Below are 19933 nucleotides of genomic sequence, written 5' to 3' on the forward strand. Positions count from 1 at the left end.
CTAGTTTCTTTGGCAGCTACGGCCGGCATTCCGGCCTTCATTTGGTTTGTTATGCTGGTTGATCTGCGAATTCAGAACTACGCGCTGATTGAAAAACTGCAGTTGCGGCCCTCGGCCCTGCTCAACATTATCACGGGTGAAACCGGGGCGGGTAAGTCCATTATGCTGGGCGCCATTGGGCTGCTGCTCGGCAACCGCGCCGACTCGCGCATGCTCTTTGACACGGACAAGAAGTGCGTGATTGAGGGGCAGTTTGATATTCGCAGCTACCAGTTGCAGGATATTTTTGAGTCGGAGGACCTGGACTATGACCAGCAATGCATCCTGCGTCGGGAAATTAGTCCGGCCGGGAAAAGCCGGGCCTTCATCAATGATACGCCCGTAACGCTGGAAACCCTGCGCCACATTGGGGCCAACCTGATGGATATTCACTCCCAGCACGATACGCTGCTGCTCGGCGACACGGTGTTTCAGTTGAATCTGCTGGATTTATATGCCGGCTTGGTGCCGATGCGGGGGCAATACAGCAATGCGTACCGCCAGTACCGCAAGCAGGAGTCAGATTTGAAAGCCCTGGAAGACCAAGTAGCCCAAGCCAATAAAGAGCTGGATTATCACAGTTTCCTGCTGAACGAACTAGAAGACGCCGCCCTCGACAACGAGCAACAGGACGAGCTGGAGCGGGAAGTGAAGGAGCTGGAGCACGCCGAGGAAATCAAGTTCAAGCTCACCCATGCTTTGCAGGGGCTGTCGGAGGGGGAATACTGCGCCGCCGGGGCCCTGAAGGATGCCGCTTCCATGCTGGGCCAGATTGCCGCTTACTCGGAGCCGGTGCGGGAACTGAAAACCCGTCTAGACAGCTGCCTGATTGAACTGCACGATATTGCCGACGAGATTGAGGCCGTGGAGCGCCGCACTGAGGGCGACCCGGCCCGCATCGACGAACTGCAAAACCGCTTAAACATTCTCTACAGCCTGCAGCGCAAACACCAGGTGCGGGATGTAGTAGCCCTGCTGGCTGTGCGCGCCGACCTGCGCGACAAAGTAGGCTCGGTGCTGAACCTGGATAAGCAGATAACTCGCCTGCGTCGGGAAGTAGAAGCCAGCCTGGCCACCATTACTAAGCAGGCGGCTCGCCTCTCGGAGGCCCGCCGCAAGGTGTTCCCCAAGTTCGAGAAGGAGCTGGCCTCCCTGCTCATGGAGTTGGGTATGCCGCATTCCCGCATTGTGGTGCAGCACCAGGAAAGCGCCCCCACCGCCAGCGGCATTGATGTCATAAGCATCCTATTCTCGGCCAACAAAGGCGCCCAGCCCCAGACGCTAAGCAAGTCGGCTTCGGGCGGAGAATTCTCCCGCCTGATGCTCTGCATTAAGTACATGCTAGCCGATAAAACCGCTTTGCCGACGATAGTGTTCGATGAAATTGACACTGGCATCAGCGGGGAAATTGCCGTGAAAGTGGGCCGCATGATGCAGCAGATGGCCAAAAAGCACCAGCTCATTACCATTAGCCACCTGCCCCAGATGGCCGCCGCCGGCGACGCCCACTACTTCGTATACAAGGAAGACCGCACCGACCGCACCGTGAGCCGTATCCGCCAGCTCAGCCAGGAAGAGCGGGTACACGAAATTGCCCAGATGATTTCCGGGGCCAACCCCAGCCAGCACGCCTACCAGAGCGCCCGGGAGCTACTGGCCCTGCGCGGCGTGGAAATGGCGGGGTAGTAGTGGTGCATGAATTGCTGCTAACTTAGCTAATCATCATAGTTGTATTCAAATGCATAGCTCAGATGTTAGCTTACACATAGTGACAGTGCTTGCTAAGTTGACAAGGCTTTCCAAGGTGTTATTCTGGTTGGCTTTCGGATACTTGTTTAGCAGCCATTCCTTTAACACCAGCCAGCATTTCTGGACGTGGATAGCGTGGACAATACTGGTATTTCATAGCCTATTGCTAGTAACTGACCTGTACTGCTCAGGGAAGCTGCGGCTTCTAAAACTGTTGATTGGATTCTACGTGTTAGGAGGTCTTTTAGCAGCTTGGATCATCCTATGAAATTCCTAAGACAGGGAATTACAATGGCTCCATTATCTTAGCGCATCCTAAACTCTGAACCTATGCCTAACCTACTCGCGGGCAAAGTCGGTATCATTTCCGGCGCGCTGAACGAAGAATCTATTGCTTGGAAAGTAGCCCTGAAGGCCCACGCCGAAGGGGCCCGCTTTGTGCTTACCAACGCCCCGCTGGCCATGCGCATGGGCGAAATCAACAAGCTCTCGGAGCAGTGCAACGCGCCCATCATTCCGGCCGACGCCACCTCGATGGAGGATCTGGAAAAGCTCTTCTCGGGCGCGCAGGAGCACCTCGGCGGCAAGCTCGACTTCGTGCTGCACAGCATTGGTATGAGCGCCAACATCCGCAAGGGCAAGCACTACGGCGAGCTGAACTACGAGTGGTACCAGAAAACCCTCGACGTGTCGGCGCTGTCATTCCACAAGATGCTGGCCGTGGCCGAGAAGCAGGATGCCTTCAACGAGTGGGGCTCGGCCGTGGCCCTGAGCTACATTGCCGCCCAGCGCGCCTTCCTGGATTACACCGATATGTCGCAGGCCAAGGCGATGCTGGAAAGCATTGCCCGCAGCTACGGTCAGCGCCTCGGCAAGCTCAAGAAAGTGCGCGTGAACACCATCAGCCAGTCGCCCACCAAAACCACGGCCGGCACCGGTATCAGCGGTTTCGACGCGTTCTACGAGTACGCCAACCGTCTTTCACCCCTGGGCAACGCCCCGGCCGAAGCCTGCGCCGACTACTGCATCAGCCTGTTCTCGGACCTGACCCGCTACGTGACCATGCAGAACCTGATGCACGACGGCGGCTTCAGCACCACCGGCATCTCGGAGGAAATCGTAGACCTCATGTCGAACGCCAAGCAGTAATCTGTTCTGCTCTTTTAGTAAACGACAACGCCCGGCCAAGTTGGTCGGGCGTTGTTGCGTTCAGGGTGTAGGAGACGTAGTTGTTGCAAACGTAGTGTCTATGGTTGCCCGGTCATAGTCGAGAATCCAGTCGTTGTATTCCTGGTATAAAGGCCGGGTTGTCTCGGGAGTGTTGCTGCTGATAAGTATTCCGCGGTCATCATACATGAAGAAGATAAGCCCCGTGGTCTGGTTGAAGAAATAAAGCGGACCGTGAATAGCCGCTTTGTTCTGATTCGGGAAATCCTGGTAACTGATGGCCTCTAGCAGGGCCTGATACGGTATTTGGGCCGCAAGCGTAGTATAAAAAGCCTGGGTCCAACGTCCTTCATGGTATGCCAGTTGGTTAGGTATGGCCCATCGTTTCTGAAACGTGACGTCTTGCTTGTAAATATCTAACTGTCGGAACAGGTAACTTTTGCTGCGAATACGGTAGCGTTTGTAGCGGTGCTCCTGATACACCAGTAGTACCTCGTCAGTTGGCGCGAAGGCGGCGGTGAACAGGGTAGCAGCGCGGTGCGAAACTTGGGCAAAGTATCCGGCTTCATCAGGCGCAAGGCTTCCTTGCAGGTCGAAACGAATCCAAGCTGGCAGTTCATAGTACAGCAAGCGGGAATCCAGTGGTTTGGTGGCGTGCTGCTGAAAGAACTGAGTTAGCGGAGAAGACATGCGTAAGAAGTCAGGCAGTGCAAGATACAGTGCCTGCCCCCTCAGAAATTCAACTGGGCCTGAATGCGCAGTAAGCCGCCACGCTGGCGGTTATCGGGCTTCTGGAAATCCTCGAAGCGGCGGTTGGAGAAGGTGTACATCGTTACCAGCTCGAAGCTCGGGAACGGCTGCCACTCCACGCCCAACTCAGCCTCACGCACGGTGTAGCTGCGGGCATCCCGCTCGTGCTTCTTGCCGCCGTCGTAGTACTGGGCGCGCAGGAAGGGGTAGAACTGCTGGCCTTTGTGCTGGAGGCGGTAGTTGAGCAGCAGGTAGCCCCCGTGCAGACGCTGGGTTTCGATGCTGTCGGTGCGTGGGTTGAACTCGGGGCCGCGGCCCACATTGTACTCGGCCTGCAGGCCGAAGGGCTGCGGATACACCACGAAGGTAGCGGCCACGCGCTGGTCGGGGTAGCGAAGGTCGGGACGGTGCTTCACGCCACTGGAAAGCTGGTCCCGGTTCACCACGTATTCGCCGGAATACGCCTGCAACGCCGGCTCGATGAGTTGGCCGCCAATTTCCAGTGGGTACGTGACGCGGGCCACGATGTGGCGCTGGTTGTTGAGTTCGGGGCGGTTGGCGGTCTGGCCGTTAAAGGCCCCAATGCCTACCACGCCGTAGTCGCCGGAGCCTTTCAGGCCGTCTTTCACCAGGCGGCTGAAACGCTGGCGCACGGCGCTGGGGGCCCAGTAGAGGAAGGCTCCCAGGTCCCGCTCGTTGGAAAAAGAGCTGTTGATTCCGTCGCTGCGGTCCAGGGCCAGGCGGTTCTGGCTCGATTGCATGTTCTCAAAACCGAAGGGAATCTTGCTCTGCCCCAGCCGCACCCGGAACTGGCTGGCCTTATCCAGGCCCAGGTCAATGTAAGCGTCGCGCAGGAGCGTGGCATTCAGCGAGGAACTACCGCTGAGCGTGCTGGCGAAATCGGGCTGAATGTAGAAGTACACCCGCTCGTGCAGCTGCCCGAAGAAAATGATGCGCACCCGCCGCAACGAAAACCCGCCATTACGGCCCCACGACCGGTCGCACTGCTCGCAGGTGAGGTCGGGGTTGGTTTCCAGCAGCCGGTTGTAGCGCGCCTGCACGTAGCCTCGCACCGAAACCGCCTGGTACCACTTTTTGGCTGGTGCCGGCTCCGAGGAAACCGAGTCGGCGGCTTGCCCGTGGGCTCGTCCTGCAGCCAGCAATAACAAGATGATTAACAGTTTCTTCATGAAATGATAATGCTGACACAAAGTGCGGCATTATCTATTACCTGAATGTGTCGGGTGTATTACGGCAGTGTTACCAATGCCCTTATGCGCAGGCCGGCCCCCGCTAAGTTGCGTTAGCGGGGGCCGGTTGATGTTGAACGAATACTACGGGCTCAGTAAGTTGGAGCTACTCCGCGTCTGCGGCTGCTACATCAGCCTGGGCAGTGGCTTCGTAGGTGTCAGCGTACTTGAAGTCATCAAGCCAGTAGGCAGAGCTAACCACATCAAAAACTACCGAATTATTGACTTTCTGTGAGGGCGTAAGCTGCCAGATAATGCTGGCGGCTTCGGGGAAGCTGGTACCATCGAGCTGCTCATGAAACAGGCGCTTGAGCAGGGTGTTATCGGGCATACCCTGGGCCAGCAGGCGCAGGAGCGGGGCTTCGGGCTGCTGGTCGAAGATGGTCAGCGCCTCGGCATCTTCGGCAGTAAGCTGCACCTGAAACTGCACGGCCTCGGCGCGGGGAAATTTGCCGTTGTAGGCTGTGTATAACAGCTGGGTAGCTTTAAAAAAGCCTTCGTGCTGGCTTAGCTCCGGGTTTTCCTCCCATAATTTCTCGGTGAGCATCTGGTGGGCCAGGTTTTCTATCTGGCCAGTGGTAAGCTGGTCCTCGAACAGATATTCCAGCACCAACTGGGCCGACTCAGCGGGTTCCAAGTCGGTGAGAGCCATGTGGGCCATGTCGGTTAACTCGCTGGCGGCAATTTCGTCGGGATTATCGTAGCCGGTTTTCAGGAGCAAGGCTTTGTAATCGGCCGGCTCCCAGGAATTGGGCAGGTGGGTGATGGTATCAAAGGTGAGGCGTTCTACGGTGAACTTCTGCATAGGAAAAGGCTGAGTAAACTCCGCGGCGCAAGCGCGCCACTGCTCCGCTTGTATACGTTGGTCATCCGTAAAGGCTCAGGCAGAAACACTAAACCGGCCCCACAACGCTGCGAAGCGAAGTTGGGGCCGGTTTGCGTAGGGCAAAGACGCACTATACTGCGCCTCCATCCCGCTCCGATTACGGAATCAGTCGGTCGGTGCGGAGCTGGGCAAACAGATCCAGGAACGACTCCTCGGTGGATTGGTATTCCAGAAAACCCCGCTTGCGGCTGTTGACCATATCGGTCATCACCTCAATAGGGCGGCCCAAATCCAGGTCGGTGTGCCAGGGGGAGGCCAGGCGGTTAAGGTCGGGCTCAGCGAGGCCGTGGCGCTCGGCAATTTCACGCCACACGGCGGCGTCCTGGCGTAGCTCGGCTTCCAACGGACGAATCGTACCATTAAAGCCTGCGCTTTCCACGCCAAACCAAGCCGCCAGGCGGGGCCACAGCCAGCTCCACCGAAACACGTCCCCGTTCACAATGTTGAACGCCTGGTTTTGGGCAGCCTCGGTAGTGGCGGCCCAGCGCAGCTGCTTGGCAATGATGCGGGCGTCGGTTACGTCGGAGAGGCCGTTCCACTGGGCTTCGGAGCCGGGCCAGCGGAAAGGGCGGCCGGTTTCCCGGCAGATGCTGGCGTACACGGCCAGCGTGGTACCCAGGTTCATGAGGTTGCCCACGGCCTTGCCAATGATGGTGTGGGGACGGTGGATGCTCCAGGTAAACCCGTCGCGGCCGGCGGCGGCGTATACCTCGTCTTCCTGCGCGTAGTAGAAATTGTCGAGGGGAAGGCGGGGCTGCTCCTCCCGCAGAGGCGTGGGCGGCGGCGTGCCCCCACTCACGTACGCTTCAAATGGCCCCAGATAATGCTTGAGCCCCGTGACCAGCGCCACGTGCCGCACCGATTTTTTGGAAGCTAGGGCAGCCAGCAGGTTGCGCACCATCCGGCTGTTTACCCGGATGTTCTCCGCCTCCGTGTCCTGGCGCATCCAGCTGGTGATGAACACGTGAGTGGGGGTCAGGCCCTGCAAGGCGGCGTCTAGGCTGCCGGGTGATAGTAAGTCGGCCGGTACGGGGTGCAGGCCGGGTACATCGGTACGGGGTGAGCGGGCCAGGCCGTAGGTTGGCCAGCCGTGGGCCAACAGCTCCTGGGCCAGGTTGCTGCCAATGATGCCGCTGGCACCTACTATAAGCGCTGTATTTGACATTATGCGAAAGAAAAAAGGGGGGTAGTGAGTCGCGCTGTATGGGGCGGAAGCTACTATAACCGCTCAAACCGCAAATCTTCCCGCACCATATGGGAAATAAGTACTGCCCAGCTTGCCAAAAGCCCGGCCTTGTTTGGGCCGGGCCTGCACGGAAATGCTACAAAATGCCGGCTCTAGTGCGCGCTTTCGTTGTCATCAAGGGGCTTGCTTTCCTGATGAACTTTCGCGGCAACCAGCTCATCGGGTAGCATGTTGCTTACTGTTACCTGGGCCTTATTCATGAACCCAGAAATTACCCGGTTTTCGCCCGCCATCAGTGCTTTGTAGCCATCCTTGGCCACCTCCGCCGCCACCGACATGCCGCTTTTCTCGGCTACGTTCTTGGCCCGGGCCATGTCGGCTTTGTTGAAGAAGTCGGTGTCGGTAAGGCCGGGCAGCAGGTTGGTGATGGTGACGCCCTTGTCCTTGTTCTCGTTCTGAATGGACTCGGCGAAAGAATTCACGAAAGCCTTAGTGCCGTGGTACACCGCCTGCAGGGGGCCAGGCAGCTCCCCGGCAATGCTGCCTACCAGTAGAATTTTGCCTTCGCCCCGGCCCAGCATTTCCTGCAGGTACAGCTTGGTAAATGTCACGTAGGCCCCAATATTCAGCTGAATAATGTCCAGCTCCCGGTTGATGTCGGTGGTATCGAAGGTGCCATATTGGCCCTGGCCAGCATCGTTTACCAGTACGTCAATCTGCGTGCCGCTGGCCTTTACCTGCTCATACACTTCAAACGGAGCTTCGCGCTTAAATAGGTCCTTGGCAATGGTAGTCACCTCTACGCCGTGCTGCTGCTTGATTTCCTGAGCTGCCTGGTCGAGCTCCTGCTGATTGCGGGCCACCAAAATAAGGTTGTACTGATCCTGGGCAAAGCAAGTAGCCAGCTCCCGGCCAATGCCGCTGGTGCCGCCCGTAATAAGGGCCGTTTTGGATGTGGATGCCATAAGAATGGGAAGGCTAAGTTAGGCTAGGGCTAACGCACCCTTTTCGCACCCGGTTATTGTCGGGTTTTAAGTACATAGCCCCGGCACTCGCAAATTGTCAGGAAGCCGCTACTCACAGGTGCTTGAGTGTGAAGATGTTGTTAGTGAGCCGGGGCCGATATGGACTTGGCCCGGAAGAACTCATCCACCTTGCGGTTGAACTCATCGGCGTGCTCGTGCAGGGTGGCGTGGCCGCTGTTGGGTATAATCCAGAGCCAAGCCCGGGGTACGCTCTGGTAAATAGCTACCGTATGCTCCGGCCGAATCACGTCCCGGTCACCGGCAATAATGAAGGCGGGAGCTTTGATGCCCGCCAGCATTGGCAACGGCACGTGCGGGTGCCGCCAATCCAGCAGAAACACTTTCCAGTCGTTGCGGCGCTTGGGGTCAGTGAAGGTCTGGGTGCGGCCTTCCTGGTAGCCCCGTTTCATCTGCTGCCACAACTCGGGCATCAGGGCCGTGGAGTCGGGCCAGAGGTTGGCACCGGTAACAGCCAGGCGCTTTACTTTGCCCGGATGACGCTGCGCCAATAGCAGGGCAGTAATGCCCCCGTCGCTCCAGCCCAGCACGTAGGCCGAGTCGAGACGGAGGTGGGTGAGCAGAGCGGCGCAGTCATCGGCCAGCAGTTCAAAGCTCAGGGAGTCGCCGGCATCTACCGATTGGCCGTGGGCCCGGCTGTCGAGAGCAATGACGCGGTGCTTTCTGGCGAAGTAGGGAATGGTTTTGGCGAAATCCTGGCTGCTGCCACCGTTGCCATGTAGTAGCAGCAGTGGAGCGCCCGTGCCATACGTTTCGTAGTACAGCTTTATGCCGCGCACCGTGGCAAACTTGCCAGCGGCCGGATTTTGGCCGTATGGTACGGCCTTTTGGCCCCAGGCCAACTGGCCCAACACTAAAAATAACAGGATCAGTGGGCAGCGTGGCATAAGTAGCGGGTGTAAACGGAGGCGTTACTTCCTCTGAAGATACAGTAACGTGGATTGGCCCGAAGGCCCGTACTTGTCATTTATCAGAAAATACCCGCCCCGGTAGGCGGCCAGGCCTTCCCAGTTGTAGGTCATGTACTCCCGCGGCAGCTCGAACAAGGGCTTCCAGGTGATTTTGTCACGTCTATAGCGCAAACTAATTAGGCGGCAATAGTTGTGGTAGCTGCTGCCGTTTTGGATGAAGCGGGCGTTTGGGTCGGTGCCAGGCGCGCGGTACACGCTGTCTTCGTCGCCTTTGTAGAAGTAATTAATGGCCGTAAAGCGGTTTTTACCCTCGTACACCAGGTCGGTGATACGGAAGGGCAGGCGCTGCACCGGCACATAGTGCGGAATATCATTCCGGACGGCCGCGGTAGGCAGCTGGAAGGCCACGTTGTCGTGGGTGAAATAGTTGTACTCGAAGAGGAATAGCAGGCTCTGATTGTAGCCAGTGGCCGCCTCAAAACCAGCGTTGTGAATATGGGTGCCATTGGTAAGCGCCGGTTTTGCCAGCGGCGCCAGGTAGTTGGTGTCCATGGTGATAGTGGCGCTTTCTTCGCTCAACAGGCCTTTCACCACGTAGCAGTACGCCGATTGAGTAGCTGTTTCAATAGTGAAGTAGGCGTCGTTGCCAATCATAGTAAGGCCCTCCAGCCCCTCGTACAGTTGGCAGGCGCTATCAATTCGGGCCTTTATCCGGTCGAGCCCCTGAATACGGTATTTCTTGAACGCAGCAGTGGTTGAGCGGCCAGCTAGTTGGTCGTCCAGACTGCCAAGGCTGATGCCATACACTTTTGCCTCAGCGCGGTCCTGCAAGCGGCTTTCGGAGAGGAGCAGCAGCTCCTTGCCGCGCAAGAATAACCCGGAAAACTGGTTGTTCTTATCCGCAATTTCTGGGGGCAGCGAGATAGTACGAATAGTAAACGACGCTTTCTGAGCGCAGACCGGAAGCTGGGCTAGCAGTAGCGCAATAAGCAGGAGGTACTTCATCAGTTGCGAGGCAAATAGGCAGCGTAAAGGTAAACCTTCCTCTAGGCCGATACGATTAGCCAAAGGTTCTTCTATTCCTTTCCAACCACTTGCCGCATCATTTATCCCAGTACAATCCGCTTCGGGCGCATCTCCTCCTCATAATCCTGTATTACCTGCCGCAGAATCTCCATGTCGCGAGGGCAGCAACGGGCAAATTCCTCCCAGTTAGTGAGCGTTAGCACGGGTGGCATTTCCACAATGGCAATGATGGAATCCCAAAAGGCGTCCCAACTCGGGCCGTACCACTCTTCAAAGCCCAGCTGCTCTTTGAACAGCTGGTGAATGGCGGCTTTGCTGGTGATGCCGGTGAGGTCGAGGGTCATGGGGCTAAATGTAGCGCGAACTTTGTAGTTCGCGTCCCCGCGCCGGTTGGGCGGATCCAATGGCGCGGGGACGCGAACTGCAAAGTTCGCGCTACTGCTGTGTTGCTGTGGTTGTTATGTTACTTCGGGCCAGTACGTGTAAGGCCATTGTTCCCAGCTTTCGACTAATCCAGCTTTCACCGGGTTGTTCACCACGTAAGCAATTATCCGCTGCATTTCCTCACTGTTGCGTACAATATGGTCATAGGTTTCGCGCTGCCAGAACTGGCCAGTGCGGCCTAATAGCTTGTTGGCCTGTAGAGCGGTGTAGCCTTTGATGCGTTGTAGTGTTTCGGCTAATGATGGGGCATTTTCCGGCGGGGAAACAATTACGTGCACATGATTCGGCATAATGCAGTAGCAGAGCAGTTTATACGCTTTGCTATGGAAATGATGCAGGGAAGCCGCCACAAGGTGAGCTACGGTTGGTTCGCGCTACTACCCCGCCGTGTCGCCTACCTCATCTTCCTCATCTACCATCACCCGGGCCAGCTTCTCAATGTTGAGGCTGCGGGCGGAGGCGTCGAAGATTTCGCGGTAGGTGCCGCGCAGGTCGTAGAGGTACTCGTGGGTGCCGCTTTCCACCATACGGCCCTGCTTCATCACGTAGATGCAGTCAGAATCCACGATTTGGGCCAGGCTGTGGGAGATGATAACCACGGTGCGGCCCTGCTTGATGGCGTCGAGGGAGTTCTTGATTTGCTCGGTGGCAATGGCGTCGAGGGAGGCGGTGGGCTCATCGAGGAAGATAATGGGCGGGTTTTTCAGGAACAGCCGGGCAATGGCAATGCGCTGCTGCTGGCCCCCGGAGAGCTGCTGGGCGTCGCTCTGGTAGCCTTTCGGGAGCTCCATGATTTGCTCGTGCAGATACGCCTGTTTGGCGGCTGCCTTGATCTGGTCGAGGGTGGCATCCATTACCCCGTAGCGGATGTTTTCCTCAATGGTACCCTTGAAAATGTGGTTTTTCTGGAGCACCAGCCCAATTTGCTGGCGCAGGGCGTGGGTGTCGTAGTCGGCCAGGGGCTTGCCATCGAGCAGCATTCGGCCGTGGTCGGGGGCGTAGAACTTACACAGCAGGTTGATGATGGTGCTCTTGCCGGCCCCGCTGAGGCCCACCAGCGCCGTGGTTTTGCCCGCCTCAATGGTCAGGCACACATCATGCAAGGCCTGGGTGCCGCTGGGGTAGGTGAAATCCACGTTGCAGATATCGAAGGTGCCTTGCAGGTGGTCGGGCTTGAGCGGGCCGGTGGGCTCCACGGCCTCGTGAGCATCGAGAATATCGAAAAAGCCCTCGGAGTAGGTGAGGGCGTCGTTCATTTCATCGTAAATGCGGTGCAGCTGCCGGATAGGGGCCGATACGTTGTTGAACAGCAGGATATGGAACATGATGGCCCCAATGCTGATTTGCCTATCGAGCACCAGGTAGGCCGTCAGGATGATGATGAACACCACCCCAATCTGCTCGGTGAAGGTTTTGAGGCCGTCGTAGAGAAAGTTGGTTTTGCGGGTTTCCAGCTGGGCTTCCTGCAGGTTCTGCTGTACCTGGGCCTGCTTCTGCTCCTCATAATCCTCGCGCACGAAGCTCTTGATGACCACCGCCGAATCAATCAGATTCACGAGGCCCTGGCTTTTGGCCTCGCGCAGCCCGCGCAATGCCCGGCGGGTGCCGTTAAGCTTATCGGCCTGGCGGTAGCTCAACCAGAAGTACACGGGCAGCACCGCCACGGCCACCAGCCCCACGTACACGTTGGCCATAAACATAATTACCAACGCCACAATGGAGTTGGCAAACAGCGGCAGAATATCAATAAAGAAGTTCTGCACCAGCTTCATCAGGCTCTCCACGCCCCGATCAATGCGGGTCTGGAGCTTGCCGGTCTGGTTGCCGCTGTCGGAATAAAAGCCCAACTCGTAGCTCAGCACCTTGTGCACGGCATCCTGGGAAAGCGTGCTGGACACGTTGATGCGGATTTTCTCCCCGTAAAACTTCTGCCCGAACTGAATGAGCGTGTTGATGATTTCCTTGCCCAGCAGCAGCCCACTCACCAGCAGCAGTAGGTTGGCCCCGTGCACCAGTCCCTGGTTGCGGTCCAGCATTTCTTGCACCGTATCCACGGTGTAGCGTAGTACGAAGGGGTTGACCTGCGCCGCCAGCGAACCGACCAGCGTGAGCAGCAGCGTGGCAATGACGAGCCCCCGGTAGGGCCGCACGTAGGGCAGCAGGCGCTTAATAATTTCCCAAAGGCTCATGCAGCAGCAGCTAAGTAAGAACTAGCCGGTTAGACGAGCGGGGCAGGGGTGGGGTTATGGTAGGTGAATAGGTAAATCGAAATGGCAAATCGGCTAGTCAATTTGCTCTGCATTCTATTGGTCAGCCCAAAAACACCAGAGTTACCCTTTCCGCTCCGTTTTGCGCAGGAACTTGATCAGGGCCGGGAAGTAATGCTCGGGGTCGTCCCACATGGCGTAGTGCGAGCCTTCGGGGCAAACGTAAGCTTGGCAGTTGGGAATGTGCTTTTGCATGTAGGCAATGTCAACGGGCGGCACGAAATCGTGCTGGGCACCGATAACCAGCGTGGGCGGCTTGATGGCAGCCATACGGTCGGAGAAGTCCCAGGCCAACATGTAGGGCATAAAGTATGCTCCGTATGTACGGGTGATATGCGCCTGGCTGCGCGTGAACGTGGGGTGCTCCGGCTGGCGGCGCATCATGTGCAGGCTGCGGAACTCCGTGGTGACGGCCGGCGTGATGTAGGGTCCGAGGCTCATCAGCCCCATCGTATCAAGGCCGGCAATGACTTTCCCTTCCTGGGCCGCTTGCCGCCGAATAACGGCCGCGTACTGGCTGAACCGGTGCTTGTTGAACACGGTGGCCTTGTAGCCGATATTGGAGGTGATAAGCCCCTTGATATGTTCGGGGTGTTTGGCGGCGTACTCCAGGGCTAGCATGCCGCCCCAGGAGTGGCCCAGCAGGTAAAACTGCTCCAGGGCCAAGCCTTGGCGCACCTGTTCCACCTCCTCCACGAAGCGGGAAATAGCCCACACGCTTTTATCGTCGGTTTTATCGGAGTGGTAGGAGTTGAGCTGGTCGTAGTAGTAGATTTCCACGCCCTCCTTGGCCAGGTACTGAGGGAAATTCTCGAAGTATTCGTGGGTGTTGCCGGGGCCGCCGTGCAGCACCAACAGCTTTATTTTACCCGTGCCCACTTTCTGGGTCCATACCTTATACTTATTATCGATGGGTATCATCTTCACCCCCGGGGCTTGCAGCTTGGCCGCGTAGCTGCTGTCGGGGGCGGGCGTTTGGGCAGTGGCCAACCAGGGCAAGGTGCACAGCAGAGTGAATAACAGGGAGCGAAGCAACACGCAATAGCGAATAAATGTGAATCACAGAATGAAGCCCAATATCCGCAAAGATTTTGCTTGTTCAGTAGTGCGGCCTTCCAGCAGCGCCGTTGCGCTAGGCTGCCGCAAAAGCCTCAATGGCATTCAGAACCTCGGTGGGGGCGCTAACGTGGGGGCAGTGGCCGGCTACCGGTAGTGTGAGGAGGGTGGCGCCCATAATAGTCTGGCGCAGAAACTCGCCTACCTCCGGAGGGGCCACAAAATCCTGGGCGCACTGCACCAGCAGGCAAGGCGTCCGGAGCTGTTGCACGTCGGGGCGGTTATCGGAGAGGAAGGTGACGCGGGCGAACTGCTTGGCAATGACGGGGTCGTTCTGGCAAAAGCTATGAATCAGTTCTGCGGAAAGTGTGGGCCGGTCGGGGTTGCCCATAATGAAGGGGGCGAAGGAGTCGGCCCATCCCACGTAATCCTTTTCCATGAAGGCTAGCATCTGCTCAATATCGGCCCGGTCGAAGCCCCCGTGGTAGCCCGGCTCGTTCACGTAGCAGGGGGAGGGACACAGCAGCACTAGCTGCCGGAAAAGCTCCGGCTCCTGAATGGCGGCCAGCATACCAATTGTGGCCCCCACCGAGTGGCCTACCAAAGTAACCTGCCTCAGGTCCAGGGAGTGGCAGATTTCCAGTACATCCTGGGCGTAGCCATTGAGAGAGTTGTATTTGGTGTGTTCATAGGCTGCCACCTCCGAGAGGCCCAGGCCAACGTGGTCGAAGAGAACAAGCTGGAAACGCTCGGAAAGGGCCGGAAGTAAGTAGCGCCAAATACTTTGGTCACAGCCGAAGCCATTCACGAACAGTAGTGTGCGGCTTCCCTGACCAGCTACATGCACATTGTTGCGCTTCAGCACATTCATGGGTGTAGCATTATGTGAAAATAACATTGATTAATAGTAATATTTAATAAAATTACTATTCAAATCCTACGAATTATCAAAATAGGAACAAGCTGAACTGTACAGAGAGTAAGCACGGCATGAAACAGGCTGGCATAGTACTAAAACGAGAAATATTTTGTCAGTCCGCTTGTACCCACACAGTAGGGCCCGACCACCTCACCATTGCGGGAAATGACGCCCTGGTGCATAGTCTGCAACGTCAGCGGGTTTTGTGGTTCTTTAGCGGTAGAAACCTCCACTCTACAACCAACCCCGAATGAACAAACTTCAACTCCTGGCGCTGGCCGGCGGCCTGGCCCTAGCGGCTCCCGCTTTTGCCCAGCAAGGCACCAAAGCCGACCCGGCCATGCTGGCCAAAATCAAAGATGAGGGTATGAACCGCTCCAAAGTGATGGAAACGGCCTTTTACCTCACCGACGTGTGCGGCCCCCGCCTGGCCAACTCGGCCGGTCTGGCCCGCGCTAACGAATGGACGCAGAAGCAGTTCACTACCTGGGGCCTGAGCAAAGCCACCATCGAGCCCTGGGGTACCTTCGGGCGGGGCTGGGATATTGAGAAGTCGTACGTAGCTATGACGGCCCCGTACTATCACACCCTCATCGGAGCCCCTAAAGCCTGGACGCCCAGCACCAACGGCCCCCTCAAAAAGCAGGTGATTGTGGTGAAAGCCACCACTGAGGCGGAACTGGATAAGTACAAAGGCCAACTGCGCGACAAGGTAGTGTTGCTGGATGTGGCCAACCCGCCCAAGCCCAGCTTCGAGGCAGACGCCCGGCGCTATACTGCGGAGGAGCTGCAAAAAATGGCCGATTTCAAGCCCGAATCCCCCGCCGCTACGCCTGACGCCGCCGAAATGGAGAAGCGTATGGCCCAGCGCCGCACCATGATGGCCCTGCGCACCAAGATGTCGGATATGATTCTGAGCGAAGGTGCGGCGGCAATCCTGAGTACCCGGGGCGGTTCCGATGGTACCTTCTTTACCAGCAACGGCGCCCCTTACGCCGCCGATGCCAAGCCCGTACTGCCCGAGCTGGAAATGGCCCCCGAAGACCAGCTGCGCCTCATCCGTCTCGCCGAAGCCGGCATTCCGGTGGAAATTGAGCTGGAAACCCGCACCCGCTTCCAAACCCAGGATTTGAAAGGCTACAACGTGGTGGCTGAAATTCCGGGCACCGATAAAAAGCTGAAAAGTGAAGTGGTGATGCTGGGCGCCCACATTGACTCCTGGCACGCCGCCACCGGCGCTACCGACAACGCCGCCGGCTGCGCCGTGATGATGGAAGCCGTACGCATCCTGAAAGCGGCCGGCGTGCAGCCCCGCCGCACCATTCGGGTAGCGCTGTGGGGTGAGGAAGAGCAGGGTCTGTTTGGTTCGCGCGGCTACGTGAAAAACCACTTCGCCGACCCCGCCACCATGAAGCTGCTGCCCGAGCACGAGAAGCTGGCCGCCTACTTCAACCTCGATAACGGAGCCGGAAAAATCCGGGGCATTTACGCCCAGGGCAACGAGGCCGCCGCGCCCATCTTCCGGGAGTGGCTCCAGCCCTTCGCCGAGTTGGGGGCTACCACCGTTACGCTGCGCAACACCGGCGGCACCGACCATCTTTCGTTCGACGCGGTGGGCCTGCCGGGCTTCCAGTTCATTCAGGACCCCCTGGACTATGGTACCCGCACCCACCACACCAACATGGATACCTACGAGCGTTTGCCCGCCGATGACATGAAGCAGGCTTCCGTAGTGGTAGCGTCCTTCGTGTACCAGGCCGCCATGCGCGACGCCAAGCTGCCCCGCAAAACCCTGCCTGCCGCCAAGCCCGAGCAGCGGATGTAGCAGTAAGGGTGAAATTGTGAGGTGGCGAAATTGTGAGGCCATCTTATAAAGCACCAACTTCTGACCTATACAAAAGCCCCTGACGTCCGTGCTGGCGTCAGGGGCTTTTGCGTAGGTTGAGAGCTGGTGCTTCGTGAAGGATAGATTGCTTCGCGCTGCTCGCACTGGCAGCCCGTTCACAAGTTCACCATTTCACAACCTCACCCTTGTGCTATTGCACCAACAGCTTCTTCGTGACTTTGCCAGCGGCGTTGGTGGCCCGGATCAGGTAGAGGCCGCCGGGCAGGCTGCGGCTTACTTCCACCGAGTTGCCGAAGGCCGTGTGCTGCCACACCTGCCGGCCACTCGCATCCAGCACCTGCACGGTGGTGGGCTGGGTGAGGTCGGCGTTTTCCAGCTGAATGCTGAGCGGGGCGCCGGCTACCTGCGGGTTGGGGTACACGGCCACATCAAAGGGGCCGGTTGCTGCTGCGGGTGAGGCTGCAGCCGTGGCCGCAGAGCCGGCGGTCCGGGCGCTGCTGGCCCGGGAAATCCGAATCCAGTTGAGGTTCCAGCCGCCGGTTTGGGCAAACACGCCAAAATTGTAGGTACCCGCATTCACGTACACGGTTTTCGATACGGTAGTCCAGTTCTGCCAGCCGCCCGTGGCCGGAATGGCGGTGTTGCCCAGCTGCACGGCGCCGGCGTTCAAATCCGACGACAAGGTGCCGCCCGAGGGACTGGCCACGCGGTACTCAAGCAGGTAATTGCCGGAAGTGGGGAAGTTGACGCTGTTGTAGGCCAGCCAGTCGCCGGCGTCCACGTAGGCCACGTTCTGGCCCCCGCCTGTATCCGAGGTGGCTTCTACCTGCACACCGTTCATGGCGCTGTAGCTTTCGGCCTGCAAGGTTGTAGCCGTAGAGGCCGTGGTTTTCTGGTACACCCGCACATAATCTACCGACATGGTGGCGGGCAGCTTGCTCTCGTCCACCGTCTGGCCGGGCCAGTTGCCGGCTACGGCCAGGTTCAGCAGCAGGAAGAAGGGGCGCTGAAATTCCTCGGTGCCGCCCGCGTTGTTGCTGATGTTGATTTCGTGAAACTTAGTGCCATCCACAAACCAGCGGATGTAGGTAGGCTCCCACTCCACGGCGTACACATGGTAGGCATCGGGTGAGGTGATGGTGTTGCCGCCGTATTCGGCGTGGCCGTTGTTGTCCCAGTGCACGGTGCCGTACACCTTGTTTTCGGTGTTAACGTGCTCCATCACGTCAATTTCGCCGCAGGCCGGCCAGCTCACCGTATTGATGTTGCTGCCCAGCATCCAGAACGCCGGCCACAGACCCTGGCCCAGGGGCATCTTGATGCGCGCTTCTACCTTACCGTACTTAAACTCCTTGGTGCCCTGGGTTTTCATGCGGGCCGAGGTGTAGGGCATACCACCCACGGTTTGCTTGCGGGCAGTAATCTGCAGCTCGGTGCTGGTAACGGTGGCGTTGGCGCGCTGGTAGTACTGCTTCTCGTTGTTGCCCCAGCCGCCGCCGCCGGTTTCAAATACCCAGCTGGAGCTGATGCTGCCGTTGAACTCATCGGCCCACACCTGCTGGTAGGTCTGGGCTTGGGCAGTAAGGGAGCCGAGCAGGCACAGAGCCGCTGCTCCCAGAAGGGAGGTAAACTGGTGTTTCATTGGTTGTGTGGGAATTGGTGGAACGAAAGAGCGGTAGTAGGCCAGCTGAAAACCGGCCGCAACCCGGTGGCAAGGCCTTTGGGGTTGGCTAAGGTTTCACCCATTTTTCCTCAAATGCAAGCCTTGCTCCACCGGTCAACTGCCCCTTGTTGAACAGCTTATACGCCTACCGCACAACGCTCAAACCACCCCAAACCGGCAAAAAAGCGGCCCGCGCAGCTGGGTAGCTGGCGGGCCGGTGCGGCTAAAAAACAAGAAAAAAAATACTGGCTTTGCACTCCAGTAAGGCCAACGGTTGGTGAATAGCTACCCCGCCTGCAGCAGAAGTAGCTTCCGTAACTCCGCCACCATACGTGTAAGGGCGACCTTATCGGCAGGCGAGGATATGGTTGAATAGTCAATACACTGCCGGTCATAGCGTCGGAGGTAGTCACGAATTTCCGGCTGCCCTAGGTGGCGCAGAGAAGAAGCATCTGGCTGCCAGCCCTGTTGCGTTTTCCACCAGGAAAAATCAGCTAGCGTAATTTCATCTACGGCCGCCGCCTTATCCGCTGGAAAAGCTGATTGCTGATGTAGATAAGACATAAACGTATCTGGCAGCCGCACGGCATGATGTTCCAGGTAGTGAAGCATGCTTTCGGGCCAGTAGTATGCGCCATCAGTACAGCCCGTGCTGTGCAGGCGTTGTCCGCAGCCCAAAAGGCAGCGTTCCATACCCATCCAGTAATGCAGTGGGCGGCCTTGATGGAGATACTGTAAAGTAGTTTGGCGTTCCGCCTCGGGCCAGCTGTCATCTACAAAGCAGGCTACGTCCGGGTACTGAGGTTTCATTGGATTCCGCCATTCACCTAACCCAATCAACTCGGCCACCATTACCCCAGCTGCTCTTTAAACAACTTCAGCGTGCGGCTCCAGGCCAGCTGGGCGGCCTCGGCGTTGTAGCGGGCGGGGGAGGAGTCGTTGTTGAAGGCGTGGTTGACGCCCTCGTACACATACTGCTCGTAATGCACGCCGGCGGCTTTCAGGGCGGCTTCCCAGGCGTCTTTACCGGCGTTTACCCGCTCGTCGAGGCCGGCGTAGTGCAGCAATAGGTGCGCTTTGATGCGGGCCGCTTCGGGCGCGGGGGGCTGAGTGCCGTAATAGGCCACGGCGGCGTTCAGCTGGGCATCGTGCACGGCGAGGCTGTTGGCCAGGGCCCCGCCCCAGCAGAAGCCCACGCAGCCGGTTTTGCCGTTAGAGTCGGGGCGCTGGCGCAGGTAGCGCAGGCCGGCCAGGTAGTTTTCCAGGTTCTGCTGCTTATCTAGCTTGCCGATGAGCGTGCGGCCCTCGTCCTCATTGGCCGGCGTGCCCCCGAACACCGACAGCGCGTCAACGCCCAGCGCCAGGTAGCCGGCTTGGGCCACGCGCCGCGTCACGTCCTTAATATGCGGCGTGAGGCCCCGGTTTTCGTGGATGACCACCACCGCGCCACGCTTCTTCTTACCTTTGGGGTGCACCAGGTAGCCCTTCATTTCGGTGCCGGCCGCCCCGGGCCAGCTGACCGTTTCCTCCACCAGCTTGTCATCCGCTATGGATACCGTGGCGGCCTGGGCGTAGCCGGGTTCCAGCACGGCCAGGGCCGCCGCCGCCAGGGCCGCGCCGCCCGCCAGCTGGTGCAGCCGGTCCAGGAAGTCGCGGCGGCTGAGCGGGGCGTGGGTGTACTCGTCGAAGAGGTTGATGATGCGCTGGTCCATGCGGCGGGAGGGAGAAGTG

Annotated in this window: 18 protein-coding genes; 3 read left to right on the forward strand and 15 right to left on the reverse strand. The window is 58.3% G+C overall.

Features of this window, described 5'->3' with window-relative positions; all coding sequences use genetic code 11:
- Positions 1-51 precede the first annotated feature (51 nt).
- On the forward strand, positions 52-1725 hold the full coding sequence (gene recN / locus ROI90_RS14870; RefSeq protein WP_315999144.1) for a DNA repair protein RecN: 1674 nt from the start codon (positions 52-54) through the stop codon (positions 1723-1725).
- 393 nt (positions 1726-2118) lie between these two features.
- Entirely contained in the window at positions 2119-2937 is an 819-nt protein-coding gene (locus ROI90_RS14875) for an enoyl-ACP reductase FabI (RefSeq protein ID WP_315999145.1), read from the forward strand.
- A gap of 60 nt (positions 2938-2997) precedes the next feature.
- Here ROI90_RS14875 and ROI90_RS14880 read toward each other — a convergent pair whose 3' ends face one another.
- From ROI90_RS14880 to ROI90_RS14935, 12 genes are all read right to left on the reverse strand, one after another.
- The gene (locus ROI90_RS14880) at positions 2998-3645 is read right to left on the reverse strand and encodes a DUF3885 domain-containing protein (protein WP_315999146.1); all 648 of its coding nucleotides are present in this window, start codon (positions 3643-3645) and stop codon (positions 2998-3000) included.
- Between the two features lie 41 nt (positions 3646-3686).
- Positions 3687-4895 (reverse strand): porin, encoded by a 1209-nt coding sequence (locus ROI90_RS14885; protein ID WP_315999147.1) that lies wholly within the window; start codon positions 4893-4895, stop codon positions 3687-3689.
- A gap of 166 nt (positions 4896-5061) precedes the next feature.
- On the reverse strand, positions 5062-5760 hold the full coding sequence (locus ROI90_RS14890) for a hypothetical protein (RefSeq protein WP_315999148.1): 699 nt from the start codon (positions 5758-5760) through the stop codon (positions 5062-5064).
- 178 nt (positions 5761-5938) lie between these two features.
- Entirely contained in the window at positions 5939-7006 is a 1068-nt protein-coding gene (locus ROI90_RS14895; RefSeq protein WP_315999149.1) for an SDR family oxidoreductase, read from the reverse strand.
- A gap of 173 nt (positions 7007-7179) precedes the next feature.
- Positions 7180-7992: an SDR family NAD(P)-dependent oxidoreductase gene (locus ROI90_RS14900; protein WP_315999150.1), complete on the reverse strand. Its 813-nt coding sequence runs from the start codon at positions 7990-7992 to the stop codon at positions 7180-7182.
- Between the two features lie 140 nt (positions 7993-8132).
- Positions 8133-8957: an alpha/beta fold hydrolase gene (locus ROI90_RS14905; protein ID WP_315999151.1), complete on the reverse strand. Its 825-nt coding sequence runs from the start codon at positions 8955-8957 to the stop codon at positions 8133-8135.
- A gap of 24 nt (positions 8958-8981) precedes the next feature.
- The gene (locus ROI90_RS14910; protein ID WP_315999152.1) at positions 8982-9986 is read right to left on the reverse strand and encodes a hypothetical protein; all 1005 of its coding nucleotides are present in this window, start codon (positions 9984-9986) and stop codon (positions 8982-8984) included.
- 101 nt (positions 9987-10087) lie between these two features.
- A complete protein-coding gene (locus tag ROI90_RS14915) occupies positions 10088-10351 on the reverse strand; it encodes a barstar family protein (RefSeq protein ID WP_315999153.1) in 264 nt (87 codons plus the stop codon).
- 114 nt (positions 10352-10465) lie between these two features.
- Entirely contained in the window at positions 10466-10801 is a 336-nt protein-coding gene (locus tag ROI90_RS14920; protein ID WP_315999154.1) for an REP-associated tyrosine transposase, read from the reverse strand.
- Between the two features lie 27 nt (positions 10802-10828).
- Positions 10829-12640, reverse strand: coding sequence for an ABC transporter ATP-binding protein (locus tag ROI90_RS14925; RefSeq protein ID WP_315999155.1), 1812 nt, complete (start codon positions 12638-12640; stop codon positions 10829-10831).
- A 141-nt stretch (positions 12641-12781) separates the two neighbouring features.
- Positions 12782-13756 (reverse strand): proline iminopeptidase-family hydrolase, encoded by a 975-nt coding sequence (locus tag ROI90_RS14930; protein ID WP_315999156.1) that lies wholly within the window; start codon positions 13754-13756, stop codon positions 12782-12784.
- Between the two features lie 94 nt (positions 13757-13850).
- On the reverse strand, positions 13851-14672 hold the full coding sequence (locus ROI90_RS14935; RefSeq protein WP_315999157.1) for an alpha/beta fold hydrolase: 822 nt from the start codon (positions 14670-14672) through the stop codon (positions 13851-13853).
- A 271-nt stretch (positions 14673-14943) separates the two neighbouring features.
- On the opposite strand from ROI90_RS14935, the gene ROI90_RS14940 reads away from it, so the two are divergent.
- Positions 14944-16518 carry a M28 family metallopeptidase gene (locus ROI90_RS14940; RefSeq protein ID WP_315999158.1) on the forward strand — a complete coding sequence of 525 codons (1575 nt, stop codon included), beginning with the start codon at positions 14944-14946 and terminating at the stop codon, positions 16516-16518.
- A gap of 211 nt (positions 16519-16729) precedes the next feature.
- Here the strand turns inward: ROI90_RS14940 and ROI90_RS14945 are convergent, their stop codons facing one another.
- The 3 genes from ROI90_RS14945 to ROI90_RS14955 form a co-directional block, all read right to left on the reverse strand.
- The gene (locus ROI90_RS14945; RefSeq protein ID WP_315999159.1) at positions 16730-18181 is read right to left on the reverse strand and encodes a carbohydrate-binding protein; all 1452 of its coding nucleotides are present in this window, start codon (positions 18179-18181) and stop codon (positions 16730-16732) included.
- Positions 18182-18487: 306 nt separating this feature from the next.
- Positions 18488-18895 carry a hypothetical protein gene (locus ROI90_RS14950; RefSeq protein WP_315999160.1) on the reverse strand — a complete coding sequence of 136 codons (408 nt, stop codon included), beginning with the start codon at positions 18893-18895 and terminating at the stop codon, positions 18488-18490.
- Positions 18896-19053: 158 nt separating this feature from the next.
- Positions 19054-19914: a dienelactone hydrolase family protein gene (locus tag ROI90_RS14955; RefSeq protein ID WP_315999161.1), complete on the reverse strand. Its 861-nt coding sequence runs from the start codon at positions 19912-19914 to the stop codon at positions 19054-19056.
- Between the last annotated feature and the right edge of the window lie 19 nt (positions 19915-19933).

The sequence above is a fragment of the Hymenobacter endophyticus genome (assembly GCF_032464715.1).
Taxonomy (GTDB): domain Bacteria; phylum Bacteroidota; class Bacteroidia; order Cytophagales; family Hymenobacteraceae; genus Hymenobacter; species Hymenobacter endophyticus.

Excerpts from the sequence above, each read along its gene's own strand:
- recN (WP_315999144.1), top strand. The coding sequence starts at position 52 with ATGCTGGTTGATCTGCGAATTCAGAACTACGCGCTGATTGAAAAACTG.
- ROI90_RS14885 (WP_315999147.1), bottom strand. The coding sequence starts at position 4,895 with ATGAAGAAACTGTTAATCATCTTGTTATTGCTGGCTGCAGGACGAGCC.
- ROI90_RS14935 (WP_315999157.1), bottom strand. The coding sequence starts at position 14,672 with ATGTTATTTTCACATAATGCTACACCCATGAATGTGCTGAAGCGCAAC.
- ROI90_RS14895 (WP_315999149.1), bottom strand. The coding sequence starts at position 7,006 with ATGTCAAATACAGCGCTTATAGTAGGTGCCAGCGGCATCATTGGCAGC.
- ROI90_RS14900 (WP_315999150.1), bottom strand. The coding sequence starts at position 7,992 with ATGGCATCCACATCCAAAACGGCCCTTATTACGGGCGGCACCAGCGGC.
- ROI90_RS14905 (WP_315999151.1), bottom strand. The coding sequence starts at position 8,957 with ATGCCACGCTGCCCACTGATCCTGTTATTTTTAGTGTTGGGCCAGTTG.
- ROI90_RS14875 (WP_315999145.1), top strand. The coding sequence starts at position 2,119 with ATGCCTAACCTACTCGCGGGCAAAGTCGGTATCATTTCCGGCGCGCTG.
- ROI90_RS14910 (WP_315999152.1), bottom strand. The coding sequence starts at position 9,986 with ATGAAGTACCTCCTGCTTATTGCGCTACTGCTAGCCCAGCTTCCGGTC.
- ROI90_RS14925 (WP_315999155.1), bottom strand. The coding sequence starts at position 12,640 with ATGAGCCTTTGGGAAATTATTAAGCGCCTGCTGCCCTACGTGCGGCCC.
- ROI90_RS14915 (WP_315999153.1), bottom strand. The coding sequence starts at position 10,351 with ATGACCCTCGACCTCACCGGCATCACCAGCAAAGCCGCCATTCACCAG.
- ROI90_RS14950 (WP_315999160.1), bottom strand. The coding sequence starts at position 18,895 with ATGGAACGCTGCCTTTTGGGCTGCGGACAACGCCTGCACAGCACGGGC.
- ROI90_RS14955 (WP_315999161.1), bottom strand. The coding sequence starts at position 19,914 with ATGGACCAGCGCATCATCAACCTCTTCGACGAGTACACCCACGCCCCG.
- ROI90_RS14880 (WP_315999146.1), bottom strand. The coding sequence starts at position 3,645 with ATGTCTTCTCCGCTAACTCAGTTCTTTCAGCAGCACGCCACCAAACCA.
- ROI90_RS14890 (WP_315999148.1), bottom strand. The coding sequence starts at position 5,760 with ATGCAGAAGTTCACCGTAGAACGCCTCACCTTTGATACCATCACCCAC.
- ROI90_RS14945 (WP_315999159.1), bottom strand. The coding sequence starts at position 18,181 with ATGAAACACCAGTTTACCTCCCTTCTGGGAGCAGCGGCTCTGTGCCTG.
- ROI90_RS14940 (WP_315999158.1), top strand. The coding sequence starts at position 14,944 with ATGAACAAACTTCAACTCCTGGCGCTGGCCGGCGGCCTGGCCCTAGCG.